Here is a 20,068-nt window from a genome sequence, read left to right as displayed (position 1 = left end):
GCCTGCGTCTTTCGCGCGTTCGAATCGGAATGTCGAGAGGTGAGCGAGACCTGGCCTGCGGTCCCGGATCAGGTCCGGGACGACGAAAAAGGGGCGGGGAGATCCTCTCTCCCCGCCCCTTTCGAAATCAGGCTTTACGAGATCAGTGGACGAAGCGGGCGATTACGTCGCGGTAGGAGCGGCTGACCTTCACCTGCGCGCCCGAGTCCAGCACCAGGAAGCATTCGCCGTTGGTGTGCGGCTTGACCTGGCGGACCTGGTTGAGATTGACGATGGTCGAGCGGTGGACGCGCTGGAACACGCGCGGGTCCAGGCGGCGCTCGAGATCCTTCATCGTTTCGCGCAGGATCAGCGAGTTGTCGGCGGTGCGGATGCACATGTAGTCGCCGGCGGCTTCGATATGCTCGATCGAATCGACATCGATGCGGAAGATCTGGCCACGATCCTTGATGTTGATGAGCTTTTCGTAGCGATCAGCATTGGGATCGGTTTCCTCGGGGATGTGCTCGATGGCGTCGGGCGCCACTTCGGCCAGCACCGTCTTGAGCTTTTCCGCTTCGTCCGACGAACGCTTCTCGGCCAGGCGCTGGCGCACGCGGGCCAGGGTGTCGTCCAGCTTGGTCTCGTCCACCGGCTTCATCAGGTAGTTCACGGCATTCGCTTCGAAGGCGCGGACGGCGTGTTCCTGATAGGCGGTGACGAAGACGAACAGCGGCGGCTCGATCTCCATCACGCCCTTGACTACCGAGAAGCCGTCGAAACCGGGCATCTGGATGTCGAGGAAGACGAGATCGGGCTTTTCGGTCTTGATCTTGCGGATGGCCTCGCGGCCGTTCGAGCAGGTATCGATGATCTCGACGTCCGGGTACTTCTCCAGGCGAAGCTGAAGGCCCTGGATGGCAAGTTTCTCGTCGTCGACGAGGATGGTGCGAATGGTCATCAGTTACGTTCTCCGGCCCGGCTAACGCTTGTGGGCCAAATATGTTTCATCGCGCGGCGAAAACGGTCTGCCGCGGCTGCTCGGGCATGTCTTCCGGGGTGGGTTGGCGTTCGGCGGGAAGTTCGATGAGCACGGCAAAGCCGCCTTCGATCGGCTCTATCGTCTCGAACCGGTGATGTTCGCCGTAAGCCTGGGAAAGACGGTCGCGGATATTCGCCAGGCCGACGCCAGTGGAGACCGGCTCCCCTCCATCGTAAGTCATACCCGACAACCTGTTGTCCGTCGTCGGACTTTGCAAGCCCGGTCCGGTGTCCGAGACGGTGATGCGAAGCATCGGCCCGATGAGTTGCGCGGTGATGGTGATCTCGGCCCCGGATTCCTGCGGAGTCACGGCATATTTGATCGAGTTTTCGACCAGCGGCTGGAGCAGCAGCGAAGGCAGAAGGCAGGTCTCGGTTTCCGGATCGATATGGAACGTGGTGCGCAGGCGTTCCTCGAATCGCATGAGTTCGATGTCGAGGTAGAGTTTCAGGGTCTCCACCTCGGTCGCCACGGTCACGCGGGCCGAGGGCTTGTTGATCAGCGTATAGCGCAAAAACGAGGACAGCCGGCTGAGCATGGCATTGGCCGGCTCGGTCTGCTTGAGCAGCACCAGGGTCGAGATCGAGTTCAACGTGTTGAACAGGAAATGCGGGTTGAGCTGATAGCGCAGCATGGCAAGCTGCGCCTGCGTGGCCTGATTCTCCAGCCGGATCAGCTGGTCGTTCTGCTCCTCCACCTGGAGATAGAAGTTGATCGCGTAGTAGAGCGCCGACCAGGCCCCCAGCAGCGTGGCGTCCAGATAGAAGATGCCGAGAAACAGCTGGGTGAAGCTGGAATCGCTGTCCGTGCGATAGAGCGAGACGACCCAGGCGTCGATGAAGGCATGAAGGCCCACCGCAAAGGGCAGGATCAGCGCGGTGACGCCCCAGGTTATCAGCGCCCTCCGGGTGATCAGCGAGCGGTAGACGACCGAAAGCACCAGCGAGATCGAGAAGCCGGTGACGGTCGCGATCAGCACCAGGACCAGCGAGGACAGGGGCTGGGCATTGGCGATCGTCGACATGGTGCGAAGCAACATCGCACCGCTCCACCCGACGAACTGAAGGCGCCAGAAGGCCTTGTCCTTGTTGGCGAAGAACGGAATGGGCTGGATCGGCAGGACGCTCATCAGCGCTTCCTAGCCGAAATCTTGGCGAAGCGGAAACCGTCGAAAATAGCGCCGCGCTCTGCGTCAGCTCTTCTTTTCGCCGCCCCTCGCTTCGGCGACCGCCTGCGACAGCTGATCGACGCCGACCGCGCCGGAGATCAGCCGCTCTCCCGCGACCCAGCTCGGCGTGCCGCTGAAACCGAGCCTCTGGGCGATTTCCAGATTGCGCGAAAGCTCCTGCTCGACGGCGGGACCGGCGGCCACCTTGCGCGCACGCTCCAGGTCGAGGCCGGCCTTCTGCGCGGCGGCCTCTATGCTCTGGCCGTCTATCTGGCCCATGGCGAACATGGCATCGTGGAACTGCGGGAACTTGCCCTGCTCGGCGGCGGCGAGCGCCATCCTGGCGGCGGCGGGGCTCTCCGGGCCGATGATCGGCAGTTCGCGCACGATGATGCGCAGGTCCGGGTTGCTTTTCAGGAGCTGCGCCACGTCGGGCAAGCTGCGGCGGCAGTAGCCGCAGGCATAGTCGCTGAATTCGACCAGCGTGACCTTGCCGTCGGGATTCCCCAGCACGGCTCCGGGGAACGGCGTCTCCACGTTCTGGCGAACGCCGGCAAGTTGCTGGCTGGCCTGCTTGCGCTGCAGGTTCTCCATCGCCTGCGGCAGGATTTCGGGATGTTCGAGGATGTAGTCATGCACGACCTTCTCCACCGCGACGCGGCCGCCGAACCAGCCGCCGATGCCGACCACCGCCACCAGGCATCCTGCGATCGCTGCGAACTTCGTGCCATTACCCATCGTCGTCGATAATCCTGTAGGAGTGAGCCTCGCCCTTAGCGGAGCGCAGTTGCGGCGGCCATAGCCCGCGCCGTTAATCCCGGTTCATCGGCGCTTCTTGCGTTCCAGTTCGGCGCGCGCCTGCATCTCGATGTCCTGCGCCCGCAGCCAGTCGGGCGAGCCGCTGGGCAGGCCCGCCTCGGCCGCCTGCGCGCTTCGCAGCGCAGCATCCATCTGCCCTGTGAGCGACTGCTGCTCGGCGCTGGCCAGGCGAGCGCGCGGCATGTCGCCGTTCGCGGCATAGATCGCGCCGAGCTGATACCAGGCGAAGGGGTTCTCCCGATCGCGCGCCACGGCGTTTTTCAGCACGGTCTGCGCCTCGGCGAGATGGGCCTGGTCCTCGGTGGCGATCAGGGCATGGCCGAACAGGGTGGCGATCAGCGGCTGGTAGCCGGTCAACTCGGTCGCCTTGCGCAGCGGCACCAGCGCTTCCGCCGCCTGCCCCGACTCCAGCAGGATCTGGCCCCTGAGTTCCAGGAAATAGGGATCGGCGGCATTGACCGCGAGCAGTGCATCGGTCTCGGCGCGGGCGCGGTCGAGCTGCGACTGGCGGTGATAGGCATAGGCACGGGCATAGTGCGCGGGCACCGAGTTGTCGGTCTCGGGATAGATGCGGAACACGTCGCGCGGCTCGGCCAGATAGCCGAAGAGCTTGGCCTTGATGCGGACGAAGCGCTGCTGGATCTTGGGATCGTCCGGCCTGGTCCAGGCCGGATCCTTTTCGTAGACGTCCTGGAGCGTCTGGATGCGGTCTCCGGTGAGCGGGTGGGTGGAGTAGAACTCGTCCCCGCTCTGCGGGCGGTAGCCGTAGCGGAATTCGAGGTTCTGGAGCTTCTTGAAGAACTCCAGCGAACCGCGCCCGCTGATGCCGGCGGCGGAGAGATATTGCGCGCCCGCCGCGTCGGCAGAGGCTTCCTGCGAGCGATTATAGGCCAGATACTTGCCCATGGCCGCCTGCTGCCCGGCCATGATCACGCCCATCGCCGCCTCGCCCGCGCCGGCCGCCGCGGCGGCCGCGCCGAGCAGGAGCGAGAGGATCGAGATATTGGAAGCTGGCCTGGCGCCCTGGTTGAGCACGGCGTGGCCGCCGGTGACGTGGCCCAGCTCATGCGCGATCACGCCCTGCACTTCAGCGGCGGTATCGGCCTGGTTGATCAGCCCGCTGTTGACGTAGACCGCCTGCCCGCCGGCGACGAAGGCATTGACCGAGGAATCGTTGATGAGGACGATATCGACGTGGTTCGGATTGAGCCCCGCCGCCGTGATCAGCGGCTTCGCCATGTCTTTCAGCAGGGCCTCGGTCTCGGCGTCGCGCAGGATCGACTGCGCGCTGGCCGGCACGACGGACCAGCCGAGCAGTGCCAGGAAACTCAGGAGGACTGCGGCAATTCGCGCGAAAGGCATGGTCTCTCTTGGGGCCTCTTGGCCTGAACGGGCGCTGAAGGCGGACCCTTGCTGATAGAGGCGCCAGCCTAGCGCCGCCCTTTCCGCTGGCAAGAGCGCTGTTCGGCTCGGTTCAGCCCAGCAAGTGTCGCGCCGCCTGGTCGATCAACGCCTCGTCATCCGACACTTCGCCCAGCAGGAGCAGTTCGCCGCGCTCGTTGCGCCGGGCGACGAGCACGGCGAACTCGCCGGCACGGCAGAGATCTTCCGCCGATCGCGGCGGCAGCGCGCGCAGACGCTGCGCCGTTGGCCTCTCCATCGGAGCAGGGCTGCGGCCGTCCGCCGGACCGTCCGCCCATTCGGTCATGGGCGTGGATCCGAAGGCCGCCGCGCGCTGCGAAGAGGGAAGCGGGGCAAAGTCGTCATCGGTCGCGGCCTCGGGGAAGTCGGGCCGTTCCTTGCCGTTGATGACGCCGAGAATGGCATCCACCGTCACGCCATCGCGGGAGAACGGCAGCAGGATGCCGCGACAGAGGATCTGCACCCCCTGCCGGTTCACGAATGCATCCTCGAACCCGACGGGCGCCCGGTTCGCGAGGACTTCGCCGTGACGATCGGTTATCCGTGCCAGCAGCGAGTGGCCCGGTATATCGTGCAAGGCCCGCATCGGGCCGGATATCCCGGCTTCCCTTGCCAGCGCCGAGCCCAGCCAGACGATCGCCGGACGGTCTGCCCTTTCGCCAAGATCGAGCAGGACGCCGTGGGGGCCGAAGTCCGGCAAATCGGCGGGAACAAGGTCGGCGAAATCGGGATAGGCGCGGCTTCCCAAGCGGCTCGCCCAGAAATTGTAGGCGCGCACCTGCATGCGGCGCTCTTGCCGTTCCAGGAGGAGGTCTTCGGCCGATCCGCCGCTTGCGCTGTCCATCGATACCCCCGTTGCTCCTGCCGCCTCCTTCTGGGGCTGCAGGGTGAAATAAAGTTTAAGCCGGGATGCCCCGGCTATTTCGGGCGGATCACGCCCTCACCCAGGCGCGGCAGCGGGGCGATCATGCGCAGCACTGCAAAGGACAGGATCAGGAACACCGAGGCGGCGTGGAGCGCGAACGGCAGGCTCCGCACGTCGGCGACCATGCCCCAGGTCCAGGCGCCCAGTGCCATGCCGCCGAAAGTCGCAGCCTGGTAGATCGACAGGCAGCGCCCCAGGATCTCGTCGGGCGAGCGAAGCTGGACGGCGGTGTTGAGCGTGGTCAGGATCAGCACCCAGGCACTTCCCGCCACGACAGCGGCGGGAAAAGCCTGGAACAGTTCGGCGGCGGCGGCCAGAACCCAGAACGAGAAGACGAACATGGCCGAACCGAGCGCCAGGATGCCCTCCAGGCCCATGGCGTGGCGGATGCGGCCGATGAAGGGGGCGGTGGCGATCGATCCGATTCCGAACAGCCCGAGCATGACGCCGAAGTCGATCTCCGTCCCCCGCATCGGCCCGCTGACCACGGCCGGCAGCAGTCCCTGGTAGGCGGCAAGGCTGAAACCGAGCGCGAAACCGCGAATAAGCAGGCGCCGCAAGGGAGCGTTGCCGAAGCAGTAGCGGATGCCGGTGGCGACCGCGGGCAGGATCGGCCGCCGGTCGATCTGCCGCGCCGCGGGGCGCCACCAGAGCAGGACCACGATCAGTCCGATATAGCTCATCGCATTGATCGCAAAGGCGAAGGATGCATCCCACAGCGAAATCAGCACCCCGCCCAGGGCAGGCCCGATCGAGCGGGCGATGTTGAAGGAGATCGAATTGAGCGCGATCGCCTGCGGCAACTGGTCGCGGGGAACCTGCTGGCGCACCGAGGCCTGCCACGCGGGCGAGTTGAGCGCCGTGCCCGTGCCCACGCTGAGCGTGAAGGCCAGCAGCAGGAACGGCGTCAGCCAGCCCAGCCAGCTCATGATCGCCAGCGCGGCCGAGACCACCAGCATGCCGATCTGCGCTGCCAGCATCACCAGCCGGCGATCGTAATTGTCGGCAATCGCCCCGGCAAAGACGCCGAAGAGCATGATCGGCACGGTGGCCGAAGCCTGCACCAGCGACACCAGCTGGTGCGAGGGCGTCAGTTCTGTCATCAGCCAGGCGGCACCGACGCTCTGGAGCGTGCCGCCGATGTTCGAGAACAGGTTGGCGATCCAGATCGCCCGGAACACCGGATAACGGAACGGCGAAAAGGTGCCATGCACGGGCTGGGCCACGAGCCCCGTGGTCGCCGTTTCGACGACGTCCCTGGCGATGTCCTCTTCCCTCGTCACGAACCGGGGTTAGGCTGCGGCGCCGATGACGGCAAGGCTGCGTCCTTCCTCAGAGCAGATATCGCATCTTGATCACCATGCGGGTGTTCTCGGCCCCGACGTCGAAGGCGGCCTTCTCGAAGCGCGGCGGCCCCATGCGCACCGGCGCATCGCGCGAGAAGCCGAAGCCCTCGCGCGGGATCATCAGCGCGGTATCCAGCTTGCCGTTGGCGTTTTCGTCATGGACCAGGGAGATCGCATAGCGTCCCTCCGGCACATGTCCGAAGTCGATGTGCACCTCGCCCCGCGCCGGAACCGTCAGCTTGCGCGCCTGGGGATCCTTGTCGCAGTTCGGGAACGTCTGCGGATCCGTGGTGAGACAGGCCAGGACCTGCCCTTTCTGCGAGCGCAGCCCCGTTACCGAGGCGGTAACGTCGGACTGAACTCCGGTGGCGCCGAGAACCAGCGGCGCGGATAAGGCAAGCGTCAGGGCGCCGAGACGCCCCGATCGGTGCCGCAAAGATGATCCCAGAACCGGAAATAGAGGCCGTAGTTGCATCGATAAAGCTCGTGATGGCGGTGATGGTGACTGGCCGTGATCAGCCAGTTGCCCAGACGCGAGTGGACGAGGCGGCGGGGAAACATCTCCCAGCCCATGTGATTGGCGATGCCCATGACCGTCATGATGGTCAGGACCAGTCCCAGCACGCCGACATGGATCGGCACGACGAACACCAGCGCCGGGACGACGACCGCGCCGGTCACGGCTTCCAGCGGGTGGAAGCTCATCGCCGCCCAGGCGGTGGGCGGACGGCTGGCATGGTGGACGGCGTGCATCAGCCGGAACACGCGCGGCCGGTGCATCCAGCGATGGGTCCAGTAGAACCAGGTATCGTGCAGGAAAAGGTAGAGGAACAGCGAGACCGGCATCCACCACAGCGGCCGGGCGAGCGGGTCTTCGTAGATGAGGGTCCAGCCATGCGCCTGCCACCCCCAGGCGACCACGCCCGCCGGGATGCCGTAGATCGCCGAGGAGGCGAGCGACCAGCCGATCTCTCCGCGAATCTGGCGGTTCATTCCGGTATAGAGCCCCGGCCTCACCCGCGCGGTGATCCAGGCGAACAGGCCCGAAGTGCCGAGATAGCGCAGGCCGACGATCGCCGTCATCGTGATGGCGGAGACGCAAAGCGCCCACAGACCGGGACCGGAAATCGCTGGCATCGAGGGGCTTATGCTCCGGGGTGGGGCGAGAGGCCAGCCGAATCTCGCTGCAAGGTCACGATCCCTGCCACAATCTCACTCGTCGTTCTGAAGCTGGTTCAGGATGACGGAACGGTGAACCGCGTATCGCGTACGGCTGCCCCCTCCCTTCAATCCAAAGCGACCCGGATCGGCGGCAGCACGTCCATCCCCGCCGCGCCGGCTTCGTCCACGAGGCCTTCGGGATCGGGATGAATAAGGATCTCCGTATCCGGAAATTCCGCCGCCAGCCGGTGCTCCAGCTCGTCCATCACCCGGTGGGCCTCGCGCACGGTCATCTCGGGATCGACCCAGACATGGAACTGCACGAAGTCCCGGTTGCCAGAGGTTCGCGTGCGCATATCGTGGACGCCGGTGATGTCGGGATGGTGCGCCAGCACCTGGAGAAAGCGGTCCTTCTTCTCCTCGGGCCACTCATGATCCATCAACTGGTCGAGCACGTCCTGCGAGGCTTGCCAGGCGCCCCAGGCGAGCCATCCGGCGATCCCGAGACCGAACAGCGGGTCCGCGCCCTTCAGCCCGGCATAGTGCTCCAGGACCAGCGCGACGATCACCGCCACGTTGAGCAGGAGGTCCGACTGGTAGTGGACGCTGTCGGTCTGGATGGCGATGCTGCCGGTGCGGCGCACGACGTGACGCTGCCAGGCGACCAGGCCCAGAGTCAGCGCGATCGCAACGCCGGAAACGGCGATGCCGCTGCCGGCGCTCTCCACCCGGCTGCCCGCGACGAACTCCTCCACCGCGCGGCTGGCGATGGCGAGGGCCGAGATCGAGATCAGCACGATCTGGAACATAGCCGCGATCGCCTCGGCCTTGCCGTGGCCGAAACGGTGCTTGTCATCCGCCGGCTGCGCGCCGATCCAGACACCGAGCAGCGTGGCGATGCTGGCCACCAGATCGAGCGTGGTGTCCGCCAGGCTGCCAAGCATCGCCGTGGAGCCGGTGGACCAGGCCGCCCAACCCTTCAGGCCGAGCAGCAGCACGGCCACGCCGATGCTGGCGAAAGCGGCGCTGCGCGTCAGTTTGGCGTGTTCGTGCAAGTTTGGGCTCAAGGATAGAGAAGCGAGCTGACCCAGCCGCCCGGCGCATCGTCATGGCGCACGAAGCGGCGGCGTTCATGAAGGCGGTAGGGCCGGTCCTGCCAGAACTCTATGGCGGCGGGCACCACGCGGTAGCCGGTCCAGTGCGCGGGGCGCTCGATCTCGCCTTCCGCGAACCGCGCGCGGGCATCCTCGTAGCGGGTCAGGAAGGTCTCGCGGCTGTCGAGCAGGGCCGACTGGTCGGAAGCGAGCGCGCCAAGCTGCGAATCGCGGGCTCGCGAATGGAAGTAGGCATCGGCTTCCTCTGGCGTGACCGGCGTCAGTTCGCCCTCGATGCGGATCTGGCGGCGCAGGCTCTTCCAGTGGAACAGCAGGGCGACGTGGGGATTGACCGCGATCTCCTGCCCCTTGCGGCTATGGCCATTGGTGTAGAACACGAAGCCTTCCGGCCCGTAGCCCTTGAGCAGGACCATGCGCACCGACGGCAGCCCGCCCGGCGTCGCGGTGGCGAGGGCCATGGCATTCGAATCGTTGGGCTCGGTCTCCCGCGCCTCGTCGTACCAGACCTGGAAGAGGGCGAAAGGATCGCCGTGGGGGATGACTTCGCGCGCCTGTTCAGCTTCCATCTTCGCTTCCTGAATTGCCTGCCCAAAATACGTACCTGGCCACTCTCCACCGGAAACTGCCGATATCGCGGCATTTCTCGATGGCATTCGGGCATAGGGCCAGTGCATAGACGCGCCGCCGGAAGGAGAAAAGCACCGCTTGCCGTCCGGCTCGTCCACACCTAGCTAGGATGCCATGGCAGCAGACCCTTATTCCACCCTTGGCGTATCGCGCACGGCCAGCGAAAAGGACATCAAGTCCGCCTATCGCAAGCTGGCGAAGGAACTCCACCCCGATACCAACAAGGACAACCCCAAGGCCGCGGAGCGTTTCTCCGAGGTGACCGGCGCCTATGACCTGCTTTCCGACAAGGACAAGCGGGCCCGGTTCGATCGCGGCGAAATCGATGCCGAGGGCAATCCCATGGGCTTCGGCGGGTTCGGCGGCGGCAGCGGCGGGTTCGGCGGAGCCGGGTTCGGCGGCGGTCCCGGCGGGCAGCGCGGCTTCTCCGGCGGGTTCGGCGGCAACGACGGCATCGACCTGGAAGACCTGTTCGGCGGCATCTTCGGCGGCGGCAACCAGCGCGGTGCCGGCGGTTTCGGCGGCATGGGCGGCGGTGGAGCCCGCACCCGCGCCGCGCCGCGCGGCGGCAACGTGAACTACCGCCTCTCGGTCCCGCTCCCCGACGCGGCAGAGCTGAAACCCCAGCGAATCACTCTGTCGGACGGCAAGACGATCGACCTCAAGCTGCCGAATGGCCTTGAAGACGGCACCCAGATGCGCCTTGCCGGCAAGGGCGAGGCTGGACCCGGCGGCGCAGGCGATGCCATCGTCACCATCCAGATCCAGCCCCACGCCTTCTTCCGCCAGGACGGCGACGACTTGCGCGTGGACCTGCCGATCACTCTTGACGAGGCGCTGCATGGCGGCAAGGTCAAGGCTCCCACGGCGGCTGGCGCGGTGATGCTCTCGGTTCCCGCCGGTGCCAGCTCGGGCAAGGTCCTGCGCCTCAAGGGGCGCGGCATGACCCGCAAGGACGGTTCGCGCGGCGACCTGCTGATCAGCCTGCAGATCGTCTTGCCCGAAAGCGACGCCGATCTCGCCAAGCGGCTGGAAGGCTGGAAGGATGCGCGCGACGTGCGCGCCAAACTCGGAATCTGACGGGGAAGGGCGAGCATGGTCTTCCCTTTCGCCCTTCCTGATTTCCTCCGAGATTTGAACATCCTGCCCGCAGCGTCTATCGCCGGCCGGTGAACGCCGCCCCGCCGCCAGAAACGACAACGCCTGCCGCGATAACGCCCGAGGACCGGCGCCGCGCCGCCCTTCGCTGGAGGGAAATGGGCTGGAGGGAATTGGGCTGGCAGGAAATGCAGGACCGGTTTCCCCGGCCCGATCCCTCCAGCCGCGCCTATGTCGTGGTCAAGCGGGTCGTCGCCGGAACCTGGGAAGACGGCTTCATCCACGCCGGCAACTTCGCCTACATGACGATCGTGGCGCTGTTTCCCTTCTTCATCGCGCTGGCCGCCATCTATTCCGCGCTGGGCGAGCAGGGACAGCTGGAAAGCGCCATCCATGCCGTGCTCAACGCGCTGCCGCCGCGGGTGGAGGATGCCCTCGCCCCGGTCGCCCGCGATGCCGTGGCGGCGCGGCACGGCTGGCTGCTGTGGGTCGGCGGCGTGCTCGGCCTGTGGACCGCGACCAGCCTGATCGAGACCATCCGCGACCTTCTCCACCGCGCCTACGGCACGACCAAGACCCTGCGATTTTGGCGAAACCGGCTGGCATCTACCGGGCTGATCTTCGGATCGGTGCTGCTGCTGCTGCTTTCCCTGTCCTCGCAAGTGCTGATTTCGCTGATCGAGGATGTGGTGCTGACGCTGTTTCCGGCACTCAAGGCCTTCAACTACCAGATCGGCATATCTCGCGCCGTCACCGCGGGCACCCTGTTCGCCTCGCTTTACGCCTTGTTTTTCCTTTTGACACCGGGGCGTTATCAGGCACGGCGATATCCCAAGTGGCCCGGTCCCCTGCTCGTTGCGGGCTGGTGGCTGGGCGCTGCCTGGGTGCTGCCGAAAGTGTTGCGCAATTTCATCGCTTACGATTTGACGTACGGAAGTCTCGCCGGAGTGATGATCGCGCTTTTCTTTTTCTGGGTTGTCGGACTAGGGATGGTCGCGGGCGCGGAACTCAACGCCGCCCTTGCCGTCAGTCCCGAGGAGCAGGAGATGCTTGCCGGGCATCCGGACGGGAAAAGCAGCGCCGCTGCACAGAACAACGAAGTACAGGAAGAACAAGAATGACCGGTCTGATGCAGGGTAAACGCGGCCTGATCATGGGCCTTGCCAATGACAAGTCCCTGGCCTGGGGCATCGCGAAGAAGCTGCACGAACAGGGCGCCGAGCTGGCCTTCTCCTATCAGGGCGATGCGCTGGCCAAGCGCGTGAAGCCGCTGGCCGAAAGCCTCGGCAGCGATTTCCTCATCGATTGCGACGTTTCCGACATGGCCGCGCTGGACGGCGCCTTCGAAAAGCTGGCGGAGCGCTGGGAGACGATCGACTTCGTCGTCCACGCCATCGGCTTCTCGGACAAGAACGAGCTGCGCGGCAAGTACGTCGACACCAGCCTCGACAACTTCCTGATGACGATGAACATCTCGGCCTATAGCCTCGTCGCCGTCACCAAGCGCGCGGAACCGATGATGCGCGAGGGCGGCTCGATCCTGACGCTGACCTACTACGGCGCCGAGAAGGTCGTGCCGCACTACAACGTCATGGGCGTGGCCAAGGCGGCGCTGGAAACCTCGGTGAAGTATCTCGCCAACGACCTCGGCCCGCAGAACATCCGCGTCAACGCGATCTCGGCGGGGCCCGTCAAGACCCTGGCCGCCAGCGGCATCGGCGATTTCCGCTACATCCTGAAGTGGAACGAACTGAACTCGCCGCTGCGCCGCAACACCACGATCGAGGATGTGGGCGGCTCGGCGCTTTACTTCCTGTCCGATCTGTCGGCGGGCGTTACCGGCGAAGTCCACCATGTCGACTCGGGCTATCACCTCGTCGGCATGAAGCAGGAAGACGCACCGGACATTGCGCTGAGCTGATCGACGCGATCTGGATTGAAAAGGGGTCGGGAGGAAACTTCCGGCCCCTTTTTCGTGCTGCCTCATGCTCGACATCCCCATCTTACCGACGGTTTCTGGGGATACCTCGGGACTGTCCACCAGCCTTATCCCTCCCCGATTGCCTTGAACAAGGATAGAACATAAAAAGAACAAATGTTCGATTCGAGTCGCCTCAAACCCGCTGCCAGTCTGGTGCAGCCAAGCCTGGAGGGTTGGCCGGATGCGCCTTTGCGGCAGGACGGGGTGCATGAATTCTATGCCGCCGGCGAGCAGGACGGCGCTGCTGCACTGGCGCTCGGACTGCTCTGCGCGGTCCAGGCACGCCGGAATGGAGAGCCGTCGCTCTGGTTGCGCCTGGCGAAAAGCAGACAGGCCCGGCAGCGTCCTTATGCCCCCGGCCTGGCCGAACTGGGCATAGACCCCGCGACAATGGTCCTCATGCGCCTGCCCGATCTCCAGAGCCTGTTACGTGCGGCCATCGACTGCGTTCGCCATGGCGGCGCGGGGGCGGTGGTGATGGAGATGGACGGGCGCGCGCCGGCCTTCGATCTTACCGCGTCCCGGCGCCTCGCCCTGGCGGCGGAGCAGAGCGGCACCATGGTCATGATCGTGCGCAGCGGCGCCGACCCCACGCCCAGCGCCGCCCATACCCGCTGGCAGGTCGCCAGCGCCCCTTCGGTTCCCCTACCGGGCAATGCGCCGGGCGGTCCGGTTTTCGACGTGACCCTGCTGCGCCGTCGCGGCGGGCGCGATGGCCTCAACCTGCAACTGGAATGGGATCGTGAGCGCAGCGCCTTCCAAGCCCCAAGATCGGGCCGAGCGCCGCTATCTGGCGATAACCCTGCCCTTCCTGCCGTCCGAACGGGCGATGCGGGAAGGCGCAGCGCCGCCTGACGCGGCTTTCGCCCTCATCGCCAAGCAGCGCGGAGCGCAGCGCATCATGGCGCTATCACCCGCCGCGCTCACGCTTGGCCTGTCGGCGGGCATGATGCTGGCCGACGCCCGCGCGCAGGAACCCGATCTCGCCGCCCTGGAGCACCGCCCCGAAGCCGATCATGCCCTGCTCCTGCGCCTGGCCGAAGCCTGCGAACGCTATACCCCCACCGTCGCGCCTCACGGCGACGATGCCCTGGTGCTGGACCTCACCGGCTGCTTCGACATCCTGGCCATGGATGAGACCGGGGTCCGGGACGATCTCGTCGCCCGCCTGTCCCGGCTGGGCTTTCGCGCGCTGGCGGCCTGCGCGGGAACCCCGGATGCCGCCCTGGCCCTCGCCCGGTTCGGCAAGCGATCCGTGCGCGAACTGCCGGTGGCGGCGCTGGGGCTCGAAGGCGATGCCCACCTCGCCCTTGGGCGCGCCGGGCTGCGCACCATCGGCCAGCTCGCCGATCGCCCCCGCGCGCCCCTTGTGGCCCGGTTCGGCAAGGCCATGTCCATCGCGCTTGCCCATCTGCTGGAAGAGCAGGACCGGCGCATCACCCCGCATCGCGCCCTGCCCCCGATCTGGGTGGAGCAGCGTTTCGCCGAGCCGATGGCCACGGTCAAACCCCTGCTCGGCGTGATCGAACGGCTGGCGGGACAGGCACGCGACCTGCTCGTGGCGCGCGGACGCGGGGGGCGCCGCTACGAAGTCTCGCTGTTCCGCACCGATGGCCATGTCGCCCGGCTGGCCATCGACAGCGGGTTGCCGCTGCGCGAACCCGCCGATGTCGTGCGGCTTTTCCGCGAGCGTATAGATTCGCTGTCCGACCCACTCGATCCGGGCTTCGGCTACGACCTCCTGCGCATGTCCGTTCCCTTGCACGAAGACGTGTCCGAGGGGCAGGACCGGTTGGACGAGGAGGATACCGGCAGGCCCGACCTCGCCCCTTTGCTCGACCGCCTGCAGGTGCGCTTCGGCGCCGAATGCCTTCACCGCTTCGCCCCGCGCGACGAGCACTTGCCGGAATATGCCGATCGGCTGGTCCCGGCCGCGTCCCCACGGCAACCCTGGCCCCAGCCGGAAGCGGGCGAGCCGCCCTTGCGCCCGCTGTTCCTGTTCGAGCCGCCCCAGCCGGTCACCGTGCTGGCCGAAGTGCCGGACGGTCCGCCGCGCCGGTTCGGCTGGCAGGGGCGGCAGCACCGGGTGGTGCGGCAGGAAGGGCCGGAACGCCTCGCCTATCCCTGGTGGAAGACGGTCGAGGCCACCGGCCCCACCCGCGACTACTACCGCATCGAGGACGAGGACGGCCGCCGCTTCTGGCTGTTCCGCCATGGCCTCTACGGCAGCGAGAAGGCCGATCCTCGCTGGTATCTCCACGGCGTCTTCGCATGAGTGACAAAGGGCCATCCTACGTCGAGTTCGCGACGACGACCGCCTATTCCTTCCTGCGCGGCGCGAGCACGCCGGGCGAGATGGCGCTCGCCGCCCTGAATCTCGGCCACCCCGGCATCGGCATTGCCGACCGCAATACGGTATCCGGCGTCGCCCGCGCCCTCGCCGCTCTACGGCTATTCGCGGAAGAGCAGGCAGAGGAAGGCGTTACCCTGCCCCCGTTCCGCCTCATGGTCGGCGCGCGGCTGGTCTTCGCCGACGATACTCCGGAAATCCTTGCCTATCCCAGCACCCGCTATGGCTGGGGACGACTCACCCGCCTGCTCACCACCGGGAACTTGCGCACGACCAAGGGCAGCTGTGTGCTGCATTTCAGCGACCTCCTCGACTTCCTGGAGGAGATGCAACTGATCGTCGCCACGCCCGCCTCGGACGAATTTCTATGCCGGCTCCGCGATGCCGCCCCCGGCAAGGTCTGGCTGGGCGCGACGATGCTGCGTCAGGGCCGTGACGCCCGCCGCCTCATCGCCTTGCGCGAACAGGCAGCCTCCACCGGCGTCCCGCTGATCGCCATCAACGACGCCCAGTACGACGGCCCAGAGTCCCGCCCCCTGCACGACGTCATGACCGCGATCCGCGAGAAGACCACCGTCCAGGCCGCCGGCCGCCGCCTTGCCGCCAATGCCGAGCGGCACCTGAAACCCGCCGCCGAAATGGCCCGCCTCTTCGCCGCCGCCCCCGAAGCGATCGCCGCCACCCAAGACTTCATGAACGGCATCGTCTTCAAGCTCGACGATCTGAGCTACAGCTACCCCCACGAACCCGTCCCCTATGGCTACACCCCGCAGGGCTGGCTGGAGGAACTGGTCTGGAGCCGCGCCGGCGAACTTCATCCTCAGGGCATCCCCGAAAAGCTGGACCGGCTTCTTTCCGAGGAACTCAGGATCATCGAAGGAGAACAATACGCGGCCTACTTCCTCACCGTCCACGATATCGTCCAGTGGGCGCAAGGTCAGGGCATTCTCTGCCAGGGCCGCGGTTCCGCCGCCAATTCGGCGGTCTGCTTCATCCTCGGGATCACCGCCGTCGATCCCATGAAGCACAACCTGCTGTTCTCCCGCTTCATCTCCACCGAGCGCAAGGAGCCGCCGGACATCGACGTCGACTTCGAGCACGAGCGGCGGGAGGAAGTGATGCAGTACATCTACAAGCGCTATGGCCGTGAACGGGCTGGCATCGCCGCCACCGTAATCCATTACCGCTCGCGCAGCGCCGCCCGCGAAGTCGGCAAGGCCCTGGGCCTGACCGAGGACGTCACCGCCCGCCTGGCCAGTACCGTCTGGGGCAGCTACGCTGCCGATTACGATCGCAACCGTTGCCTCGAAGCGGGCCTCGATCCCGACAACCCAACGATCGCCAGGGTCAATCGCTTCATCGGGACGATCCTGAATTTCCCCCGCCACCTCTCGCAACATGTCGGCGGCTTCGTGCTGACGCAGGACCGTCTCGACGAAACGGTGCCGATCCACAACGCCGCCATGAAGGACCGCACTTTCATCGAATGGGACAAGGACGACATCGACACGCTGAAGCTGATGAAAGTCGACATTCTGGCGCTTGGCATGCTGACCTGCATCGGCAAGGCCTTCGAATTGATCGAGACTCACATCGGCCGCCAGTACCAGCTCAGTTCAGTGCCGGGTGACGAGAAGGACTACAGGGACAACCCTCCCCATGTCCGCGCAGTCTACGAGATGCTTCAGAAGGGCGACAGCATCGGCGTATTCCAGGTGGAAAGCCGGGCTCAGATGAACATGCTGCCTCGTTTGAAGCCCAAGGAATTCTACGACCTCGTCATTCAGGTCGCCATCGTCCGTCCCGGTCCGATTCAGGGAGACATGGTGCATCCTTACCTTCGCCGCAGGCAAGGAATCGAGAAACCGGAATTTCCTTCTCCCGCCCCCCCGCATGATCCCGAAGAACTCTATGAAGTGCTCGGCAAGACCAAGGGCGTTCCGCTGTTCCAGGAACAGGCCATGCGGCTCGCCATCACCGCCGCGAACTTCTCCGATGCCGAAGCCAACCAGCTCCGCCGGGCCATGGCCACCTTCCGCAATGTCGGCACGATCGGCACCCTGCACGGCAAGATGGTAAACGGCATGGTGGCACGCGGCTACCAGAAGGACTTCGCCGAGCGCTGCTTCCAGCAGATCAAGGGCTTCGGCAGCTACGGCTTCCCGGAAAGCCACGCCCTCGCCTTCGCCCGGCTGGTCTGGGTTTCCGCCTATATCAAGCACCACTATCCGGCCATTTTCGCCGCCGCCCTGCTGAATTCGCAGCCCATGGGCTTCTACGCCCCGGCCCAGATCGTCCGCTGCGCGCAGGAGCACGGCGTCGAAGTACGCCAGATCGACGCCAACCACAGCGAATGGGACTGCACTCTGGAGCGGAGCGCGAAAGGCGAACTCGCGCTCCGCCTGGGCCTCCGACAGATCAGCGGTTTTCGCAAAAACTGGGCAGAGGGGATCAAGAGCCACCGCCCCTACGCCAACCTCGAAGACCTCGCCCGCCGCGCCCACCTGCCGCAACGTGCCCTCAACCTGCTGGCCGATGCCGACGCCTTGCGCTCGATCGGCCTGGACCGGCGCGAAGGCCTCTGGGAAGCGCGCCGCACGCCGACCGGCGAACTTCCCCTCTTCGCCGCTGCCCGCGCCCGCGAACTGGGGGAGGAACCCGATGCCGCCCTGCCCGCCATGCCGCTGTCGGAGCAAGTCGCGGCGGATTACCAGACCACCCGCCTCTCCCTGAAGGCCCACCCGATGGCGTTCCTCCGCCCGGTCTTCGCAGCCGAGGGCGTGCTGAGCTGCGCCGAATTGGCAGAAGCAAAGAACGGCAAGCGCGTGAAAGTCGCCGGCGTGGTGCTGATTCGCCAACGTCCCGGCAAGGGCAACGCCATCTTCGTCACGATGGAGGACGAAAGCGGCATAGCCAACGTGGTGATCTGGGCGCGGCTGTTCGAAATCTATCGCCGCCCGGTGATGGCGGCCCGCCTGATGCTGGTGGAAGGACTAGTCCAACACAGCCCCGAGGGCGTCATCCATGTCATGGCCCATTCCATCCATGATCGCACCCTCGAACTGAAACGCCTGTCGCATGACCACGAAACCCATCTGCAACTCTCGCGCGCCGACGAATTCGTCCGCCCTCAGCATCCCCGCAATGTGCGGATTCTTCCTCGATCGAGAGATTTCCATTGATCGACCTGATGAAAATCCGTGATTTATGAGAGACATGACCATATCCCCGCCGCTTGTCTTTTCCAAAACGGGGGTAACGATGTCGAACACGGATTCATCGAACGCGGCGATGGCAGGCCTGCTCTATCAAGCCAATGCGAAGTCCACCGGAGTGACCTATCTGCTGTGGTTCTTCCTCGGCGCGCTCGGCGCCCACCGCTTCTACGCCGGCAAAGCCGCCGGCGGCATCGTCCAACTCGTGCTCTTCCTGCTGGGCTGGTCCACGATCTGGATCTTCGGCTTCGGCCTGCTTTTCCTGACCCCGCTCGGCATCTGGGTTCTGGTCGATGCCTTCCTGATCCCGGGATGGCTGCGGCAGTACAACACCAACCTGGTCCACCGCGTCCTCGCCTGAAGCCTCAAACCGCGGGCGGCGCACGACGCCGCCCGAACAGGACGTCCCCGCCCGAAGACGGTGCTGGACATAAAAATGGAGGAATGGTGCACCCGACAGGATCATAACTCTTTCTCCGCCATTCTTCGCCGACCTTCACGACTCGCTCAGAAATCCGGGCTTGTGACAGTAACAGCCTTCGCCTATCTTCGCCCTCATTCGCCACAAACCACGATGTTATGTGGTAACGGATGAGGGAACTGGATGGGCAAGCTCAACGCCCTTGGTGTGAAGAATGCAAAGCCCGGGCGTCACGGCGATGGCGATGGGCTCTATCTGGTCGTGAAGCCCACGGGCGCTAAGTCCTGGATCCTGCGGGTGCAGCGCGACAAGATGCGCCGCGATATTGGCCTTGGTTCGCTAGCCGCCCTCACCTTGGCCGAGGCCCGTGTGAAGGCCGTCGAGCTGCGCAAACATGCCCTGAACGGTCGCGATCCTATCGCCGAGCGCGATCGTGACCGGCGCCCCATCCCCACCTTCAAGGAAGCGGCCAAGAAGACGCACGCTGCCCTCAAATCCGGATGGGTCGGGAAAAGCGCTGACGCGTTCCTCTCCTCCTTGGAAACCTATGCCTTCCCCTCGCTGGGCAACCGCCGGGTCGATACGATCGAGGCGGCCAACATCCAGAAGGTGCTGACGCCGATCTGGACCACGAAGCCCGAACTGGCCCGCAAGCTCCGTATGCGCATAGGGTGTTGATTGCCACTGAGATGTGACCCGGGGGACGTATAAATTACCATTGAGAATTGACCCATGTTTCCCTCGCCTCCGGCTGCCAGTCGGAGGGTCGTGGAGTGATCAACATGGACTTACTCAGTGTGATCCGCCGGTGGCATTTCCGGCAGAAGATCTCCATTCGCGAGATCAAGAGGCGGACCGGCCTGTCCCGCAATACCATCCGCAAATATCTGCGTTCTGACGCGATTGAGCCGAGCTTCAAGGTTCCGATCCGGCCGAGCAAACTCGACCCTTACGCCGAGAAGCTGACGGCCTGGTTGCGAGTGGAATCCAAGAAGTCCCGTAAACAAAGGCGGACTGCCAAGCAGTTGCATGCTGATCTGGTCGAGCTGGGATACGATGGCTCTTATAACCGGGTTGCCGCTTTTGCCCGACGGTGGCGGACCGAGCTGCAGTATGAGCAGCAGACCAGCGGACGTGGAACATTCGTGCCCCTGGTTTTCCAGCCTGGCGAGGCATTCCAGTTCGACTGGAGCGAGGACTATGCCGTGCTGGATGGCAAGCCGACGAAGCTACAGGTCGCCCATACCAAACTGGCGCATAGCCGCGCCTTCATCGTCCGAGCCTATCTGCTGCAGACCCATGAGATGCTGTTCGACGCGCTGACGCAGGCGTTCAGGGTGCTGGGCGGCGTGCCCCAGCGTGGGATCTTCGATAATATGAGGACTGCTGTCGACAAGAT

At 65.4% G+C, this 20,068-nt stretch carries 19 protein-coding genes; 9 read left to right on the top strand and 10 right to left on the bottom strand.

The window, feature by feature from the left end; translation table 11 throughout:
- Window positions 1-142 precede the first annotated feature (142 nt).
- From L284_RS34355 to pdxH, 10 genes are all read right to left on the bottom strand, one after another.
- Entirely contained in the window at window positions 143-940 is a 798-nt protein-coding gene (locus tag L284_RS34355) for a LytR/AlgR family response regulator transcription factor (RefSeq protein ID WP_021233864.1), read from the bottom strand.
- Between the two features lie 46 nt (window positions 941-986).
- Window positions 987-2,150 (bottom strand): sensor histidine kinase, encoded by a 1,164-nt coding sequence (locus L284_RS34350; RefSeq protein WP_021233863.1) that lies wholly within the window; start codon window positions 2,148-2,150, stop codon window positions 987-989.
- A gap of 63 nt (window positions 2,151-2,213) precedes the next feature.
- Window positions 2,214-2,927, bottom strand: coding sequence for a DsbA family protein (locus L284_RS34345; protein ID WP_021233862.1), 714 nt, complete (start codon window positions 2,925-2,927; stop codon window positions 2,214-2,216).
- A gap of 84 nt (window positions 2,928-3,011) precedes the next feature.
- Complete coding sequence (locus L284_RS34340) at window positions 3,012-4,370, bottom strand: M48 family metalloprotease (RefSeq protein ID WP_021233861.1); 1,359 nt, start codon at window positions 4,368-4,370, stop codon at window positions 3,012-3,014.
- A 112-nt stretch (window positions 4,371-4,482) separates the two neighbouring features.
- Window positions 4,483-5,274: a PAS domain-containing protein gene (locus tag L284_RS46860; protein WP_021233860.1), complete on the bottom strand. Its 792-nt coding sequence runs from the start codon at window positions 5,272-5,274 to the stop codon at window positions 4,483-4,485.
- 74 nt (window positions 5,275-5,348) lie between these two features.
- A complete protein-coding gene (locus tag L284_RS34330; RefSeq protein ID WP_021233859.1) occupies window positions 5,349-6,638 on the bottom strand; it encodes an MFS transporter in 1,290 nt (429 codons plus the stop codon).
- Between the two features lie 49 nt (window positions 6,639-6,687).
- Window positions 6,688-7,137: a DUF2141 domain-containing protein gene (locus L284_RS34325; protein WP_021233858.1), complete on the bottom strand. Its 450-nt coding sequence runs from the start codon at window positions 7,135-7,137 to the stop codon at window positions 6,688-6,690.
- Window positions 7,104-7,838 (bottom strand): sterol desaturase family protein, encoded by a 735-nt coding sequence (locus L284_RS34320; protein WP_031342032.1) that lies wholly within the window; start codon window positions 7,836-7,838, stop codon window positions 7,104-7,106. Before L284_RS34320 ends, L284_RS34325 begins: the two co-directional genes overlap by 34 nt.
- 149 nt (window positions 7,839-7,987) lie before the next feature.
- Window positions 7,988-8,917, bottom strand: coding sequence for a cation diffusion facilitator family transporter (locus tag L284_RS34315; protein ID WP_021233856.1), 930 nt, complete (start codon window positions 8,915-8,917; stop codon window positions 7,988-7,990).
- Window positions 8,918-8,925: 8 nt separating this feature from the next.
- Window positions 8,926-9,543 carry a pyridoxamine 5'-phosphate oxidase gene (gene pdxH, locus L284_RS34310; RefSeq protein ID WP_021233855.1) on the bottom strand — a complete coding sequence of 206 codons (618 nt, stop codon included), beginning with the start codon at window positions 9,541-9,543 and terminating at the stop codon, window positions 8,926-8,928.
- A gap of 175 nt (window positions 9,544-9,718) precedes the next feature.
- Between pdxH and L284_RS34305 the strand changes: the two genes are divergently transcribed.
- The 9 genes from L284_RS34305 to istA all read left to right on the top strand — a co-directional run.
- The gene (locus L284_RS34305) at window positions 9,719-10,684 is read left to right on the top strand and encodes a DnaJ C-terminal domain-containing protein (protein ID WP_021233854.1); all 966 of its coding nucleotides are present in this window, start codon (window positions 9,719-9,721) and stop codon (window positions 10,682-10,684) included.
- Window positions 10,685-10,860: 176 nt separating this feature from the next.
- Window positions 10,861-11,823, top strand: coding sequence for a YihY/virulence factor BrkB family protein (locus L284_RS34300; RefSeq protein ID WP_081673970.1), 963 nt, complete (start codon window positions 10,861-10,863; stop codon window positions 11,821-11,823).
- Window positions 11,820-12,623 carry an enoyl-ACP reductase FabI gene (gene fabI, locus L284_RS34295; RefSeq protein WP_021233852.1) on the top strand — a complete coding sequence of 268 codons (804 nt, stop codon included), beginning with the start codon at window positions 11,820-11,822 and terminating at the stop codon, window positions 12,621-12,623. The genes L284_RS34300 and fabI overlap by 4 nt, the downstream gene beginning before the upstream one ends.
- 174 nt (window positions 12,624-12,797) lie before the next feature.
- Complete coding sequence (locus tag L284_RS48210; protein WP_021233851.1) at window positions 12,798-13,538, top strand: ImuA family protein; 741 nt, start codon at window positions 12,798-12,800, stop codon at window positions 13,536-13,538.
- Complete coding sequence (locus L284_RS34285; RefSeq protein ID WP_327194209.1) at window positions 13,426-14,958, top strand: Y-family DNA polymerase; 1,533 nt, start codon at window positions 13,426-13,428, stop codon at window positions 14,956-14,958. The genes L284_RS48210 and L284_RS34285 overlap by 113 nt, the downstream gene beginning before the upstream one ends.
- Entirely contained in the window at window positions 14,955-18,215 is a 3,261-nt protein-coding gene (locus tag L284_RS34280; RefSeq protein ID WP_021233849.1) for an error-prone DNA polymerase, read from the top strand. The genes L284_RS34285 and L284_RS34280 overlap by 4 nt, the downstream gene beginning before the upstream one ends.
- Window positions 18,216-18,294: 79 nt before the next feature.
- Window positions 18,295-18,609 (top strand): TM2 domain-containing protein, encoded by a 315-nt coding sequence (locus L284_RS34275; RefSeq protein WP_021233848.1) that lies wholly within the window; start codon window positions 18,295-18,297, stop codon window positions 18,607-18,609.
- Window positions 18,610-18,852: 243 nt separating this feature from the next.
- Entirely contained in the window at window positions 18,853-19,347 is a 495-nt protein-coding gene (locus L284_RS34270) for a tyrosine-type recombinase/integrase (RefSeq protein WP_021233847.1), read from the top strand.
- A 104-nt stretch (window positions 19,348-19,451) separates the two neighbouring features.
- Window positions 19,452-20,068 (top strand): IS21 family transposase (istA, locus tag L284_RS34265; protein WP_031342025.1); only part of this gene is annotated, 617 nt, incomplete at its 3' end.

This window comes from Novosphingobium lindaniclasticum LE124 (assembly GCF_000445125.1).
In the GTDB taxonomy this organism is placed as follows: domain Bacteria; phylum Pseudomonadota; class Alphaproteobacteria; order Sphingomonadales; family Sphingomonadaceae; genus Novosphingobium; species Novosphingobium lindaniclasticum.
The sequence above is the reverse complement of the archived record's forward strand: the minus strand, read 5'-3'. Positions and strand labels throughout refer to the sequence as shown.

What these genes read in the sequence shown, in the direction of transcription:
- L284_RS34275 (WP_021233848.1), top strand. Translation starts at nt 18,295, where the DNA reads ATGTCGAACACGGATTCATCGAACGCGGCGATGGCAGGCCTGCTCTAT.
- L284_RS34320 (WP_031342032.1), bottom strand. Translation starts at nt 7,838, where the DNA reads ATGCCAGCGATTTCCGGTCCCGGTCTGTGGGCGCTTTGCGTCTCCGCC.
- L284_RS34340 (WP_021233861.1), bottom strand. Translation starts at nt 4,370, where the DNA reads ATGCCTTTCGCGCGAATTGCCGCAGTCCTCCTGAGTTTCCTGGCACTG.
- L284_RS34345 (WP_021233862.1), bottom strand. Translation starts at nt 2,927, where the DNA reads ATGGGTAATGGCACGAAGTTCGCAGCGATCGCAGGATGCCTGGTGGCG.
- L284_RS48210 (WP_021233851.1), top strand. Translation starts at nt 12,798, where the DNA reads ATGTTCGATTCGAGTCGCCTCAAACCCGCTGCCAGTCTGGTGCAGCCA.
- fabI (WP_021233852.1), top strand. Translation starts at nt 11,820, where the DNA reads ATGACCGGTCTGATGCAGGGTAAACGCGGCCTGATCATGGGCCTTGCC.
- L284_RS34355 (WP_021233864.1), bottom strand. Translation starts at nt 940, where the DNA reads ATGACCATTCGCACCATCCTCGTCGACGACGAGAAACTTGCCATCCAG.
- L284_RS34305 (WP_021233854.1), top strand. Translation starts at nt 9,719, where the DNA reads ATGGCAGCAGACCCTTATTCCACCCTTGGCGTATCGCGCACGGCCAGC.
- L284_RS46860 (WP_021233860.1), bottom strand. Translation starts at nt 5,274, where the DNA reads ATGGACAGCGCAAGCGGCGGATCGGCCGAAGACCTCCTCCTGGAACGG.
- L284_RS34270 (WP_021233847.1), top strand. Translation starts at nt 18,853, where the DNA reads ATGGGCAAGCTCAACGCCCTTGGTGTGAAGAATGCAAAGCCCGGGCGT.
- L284_RS34300 (WP_081673970.1), top strand. Translation starts at nt 10,861, where the DNA reads ATGGGCTGGAGGGAATTGGGCTGGCAGGAAATGCAGGACCGGTTTCCC.
- L284_RS34350 (WP_021233863.1), bottom strand. Translation starts at nt 2,150, where the DNA reads ATGAGCGTCCTGCCGATCCAGCCCATTCCGTTCTTCGCCAACAAGGAC.
- pdxH (WP_021233855.1), bottom strand. Translation starts at nt 9,543, where the DNA reads ATGGAAGCTGAACAGGCGCGCGAAGTCATCCCCCACGGCGATCCTTTC.
- L284_RS34280 (WP_021233849.1), top strand. Translation starts at nt 14,955, where the DNA reads ATGAGTGACAAAGGGCCATCCTACGTCGAGTTCGCGACGACGACCGCC.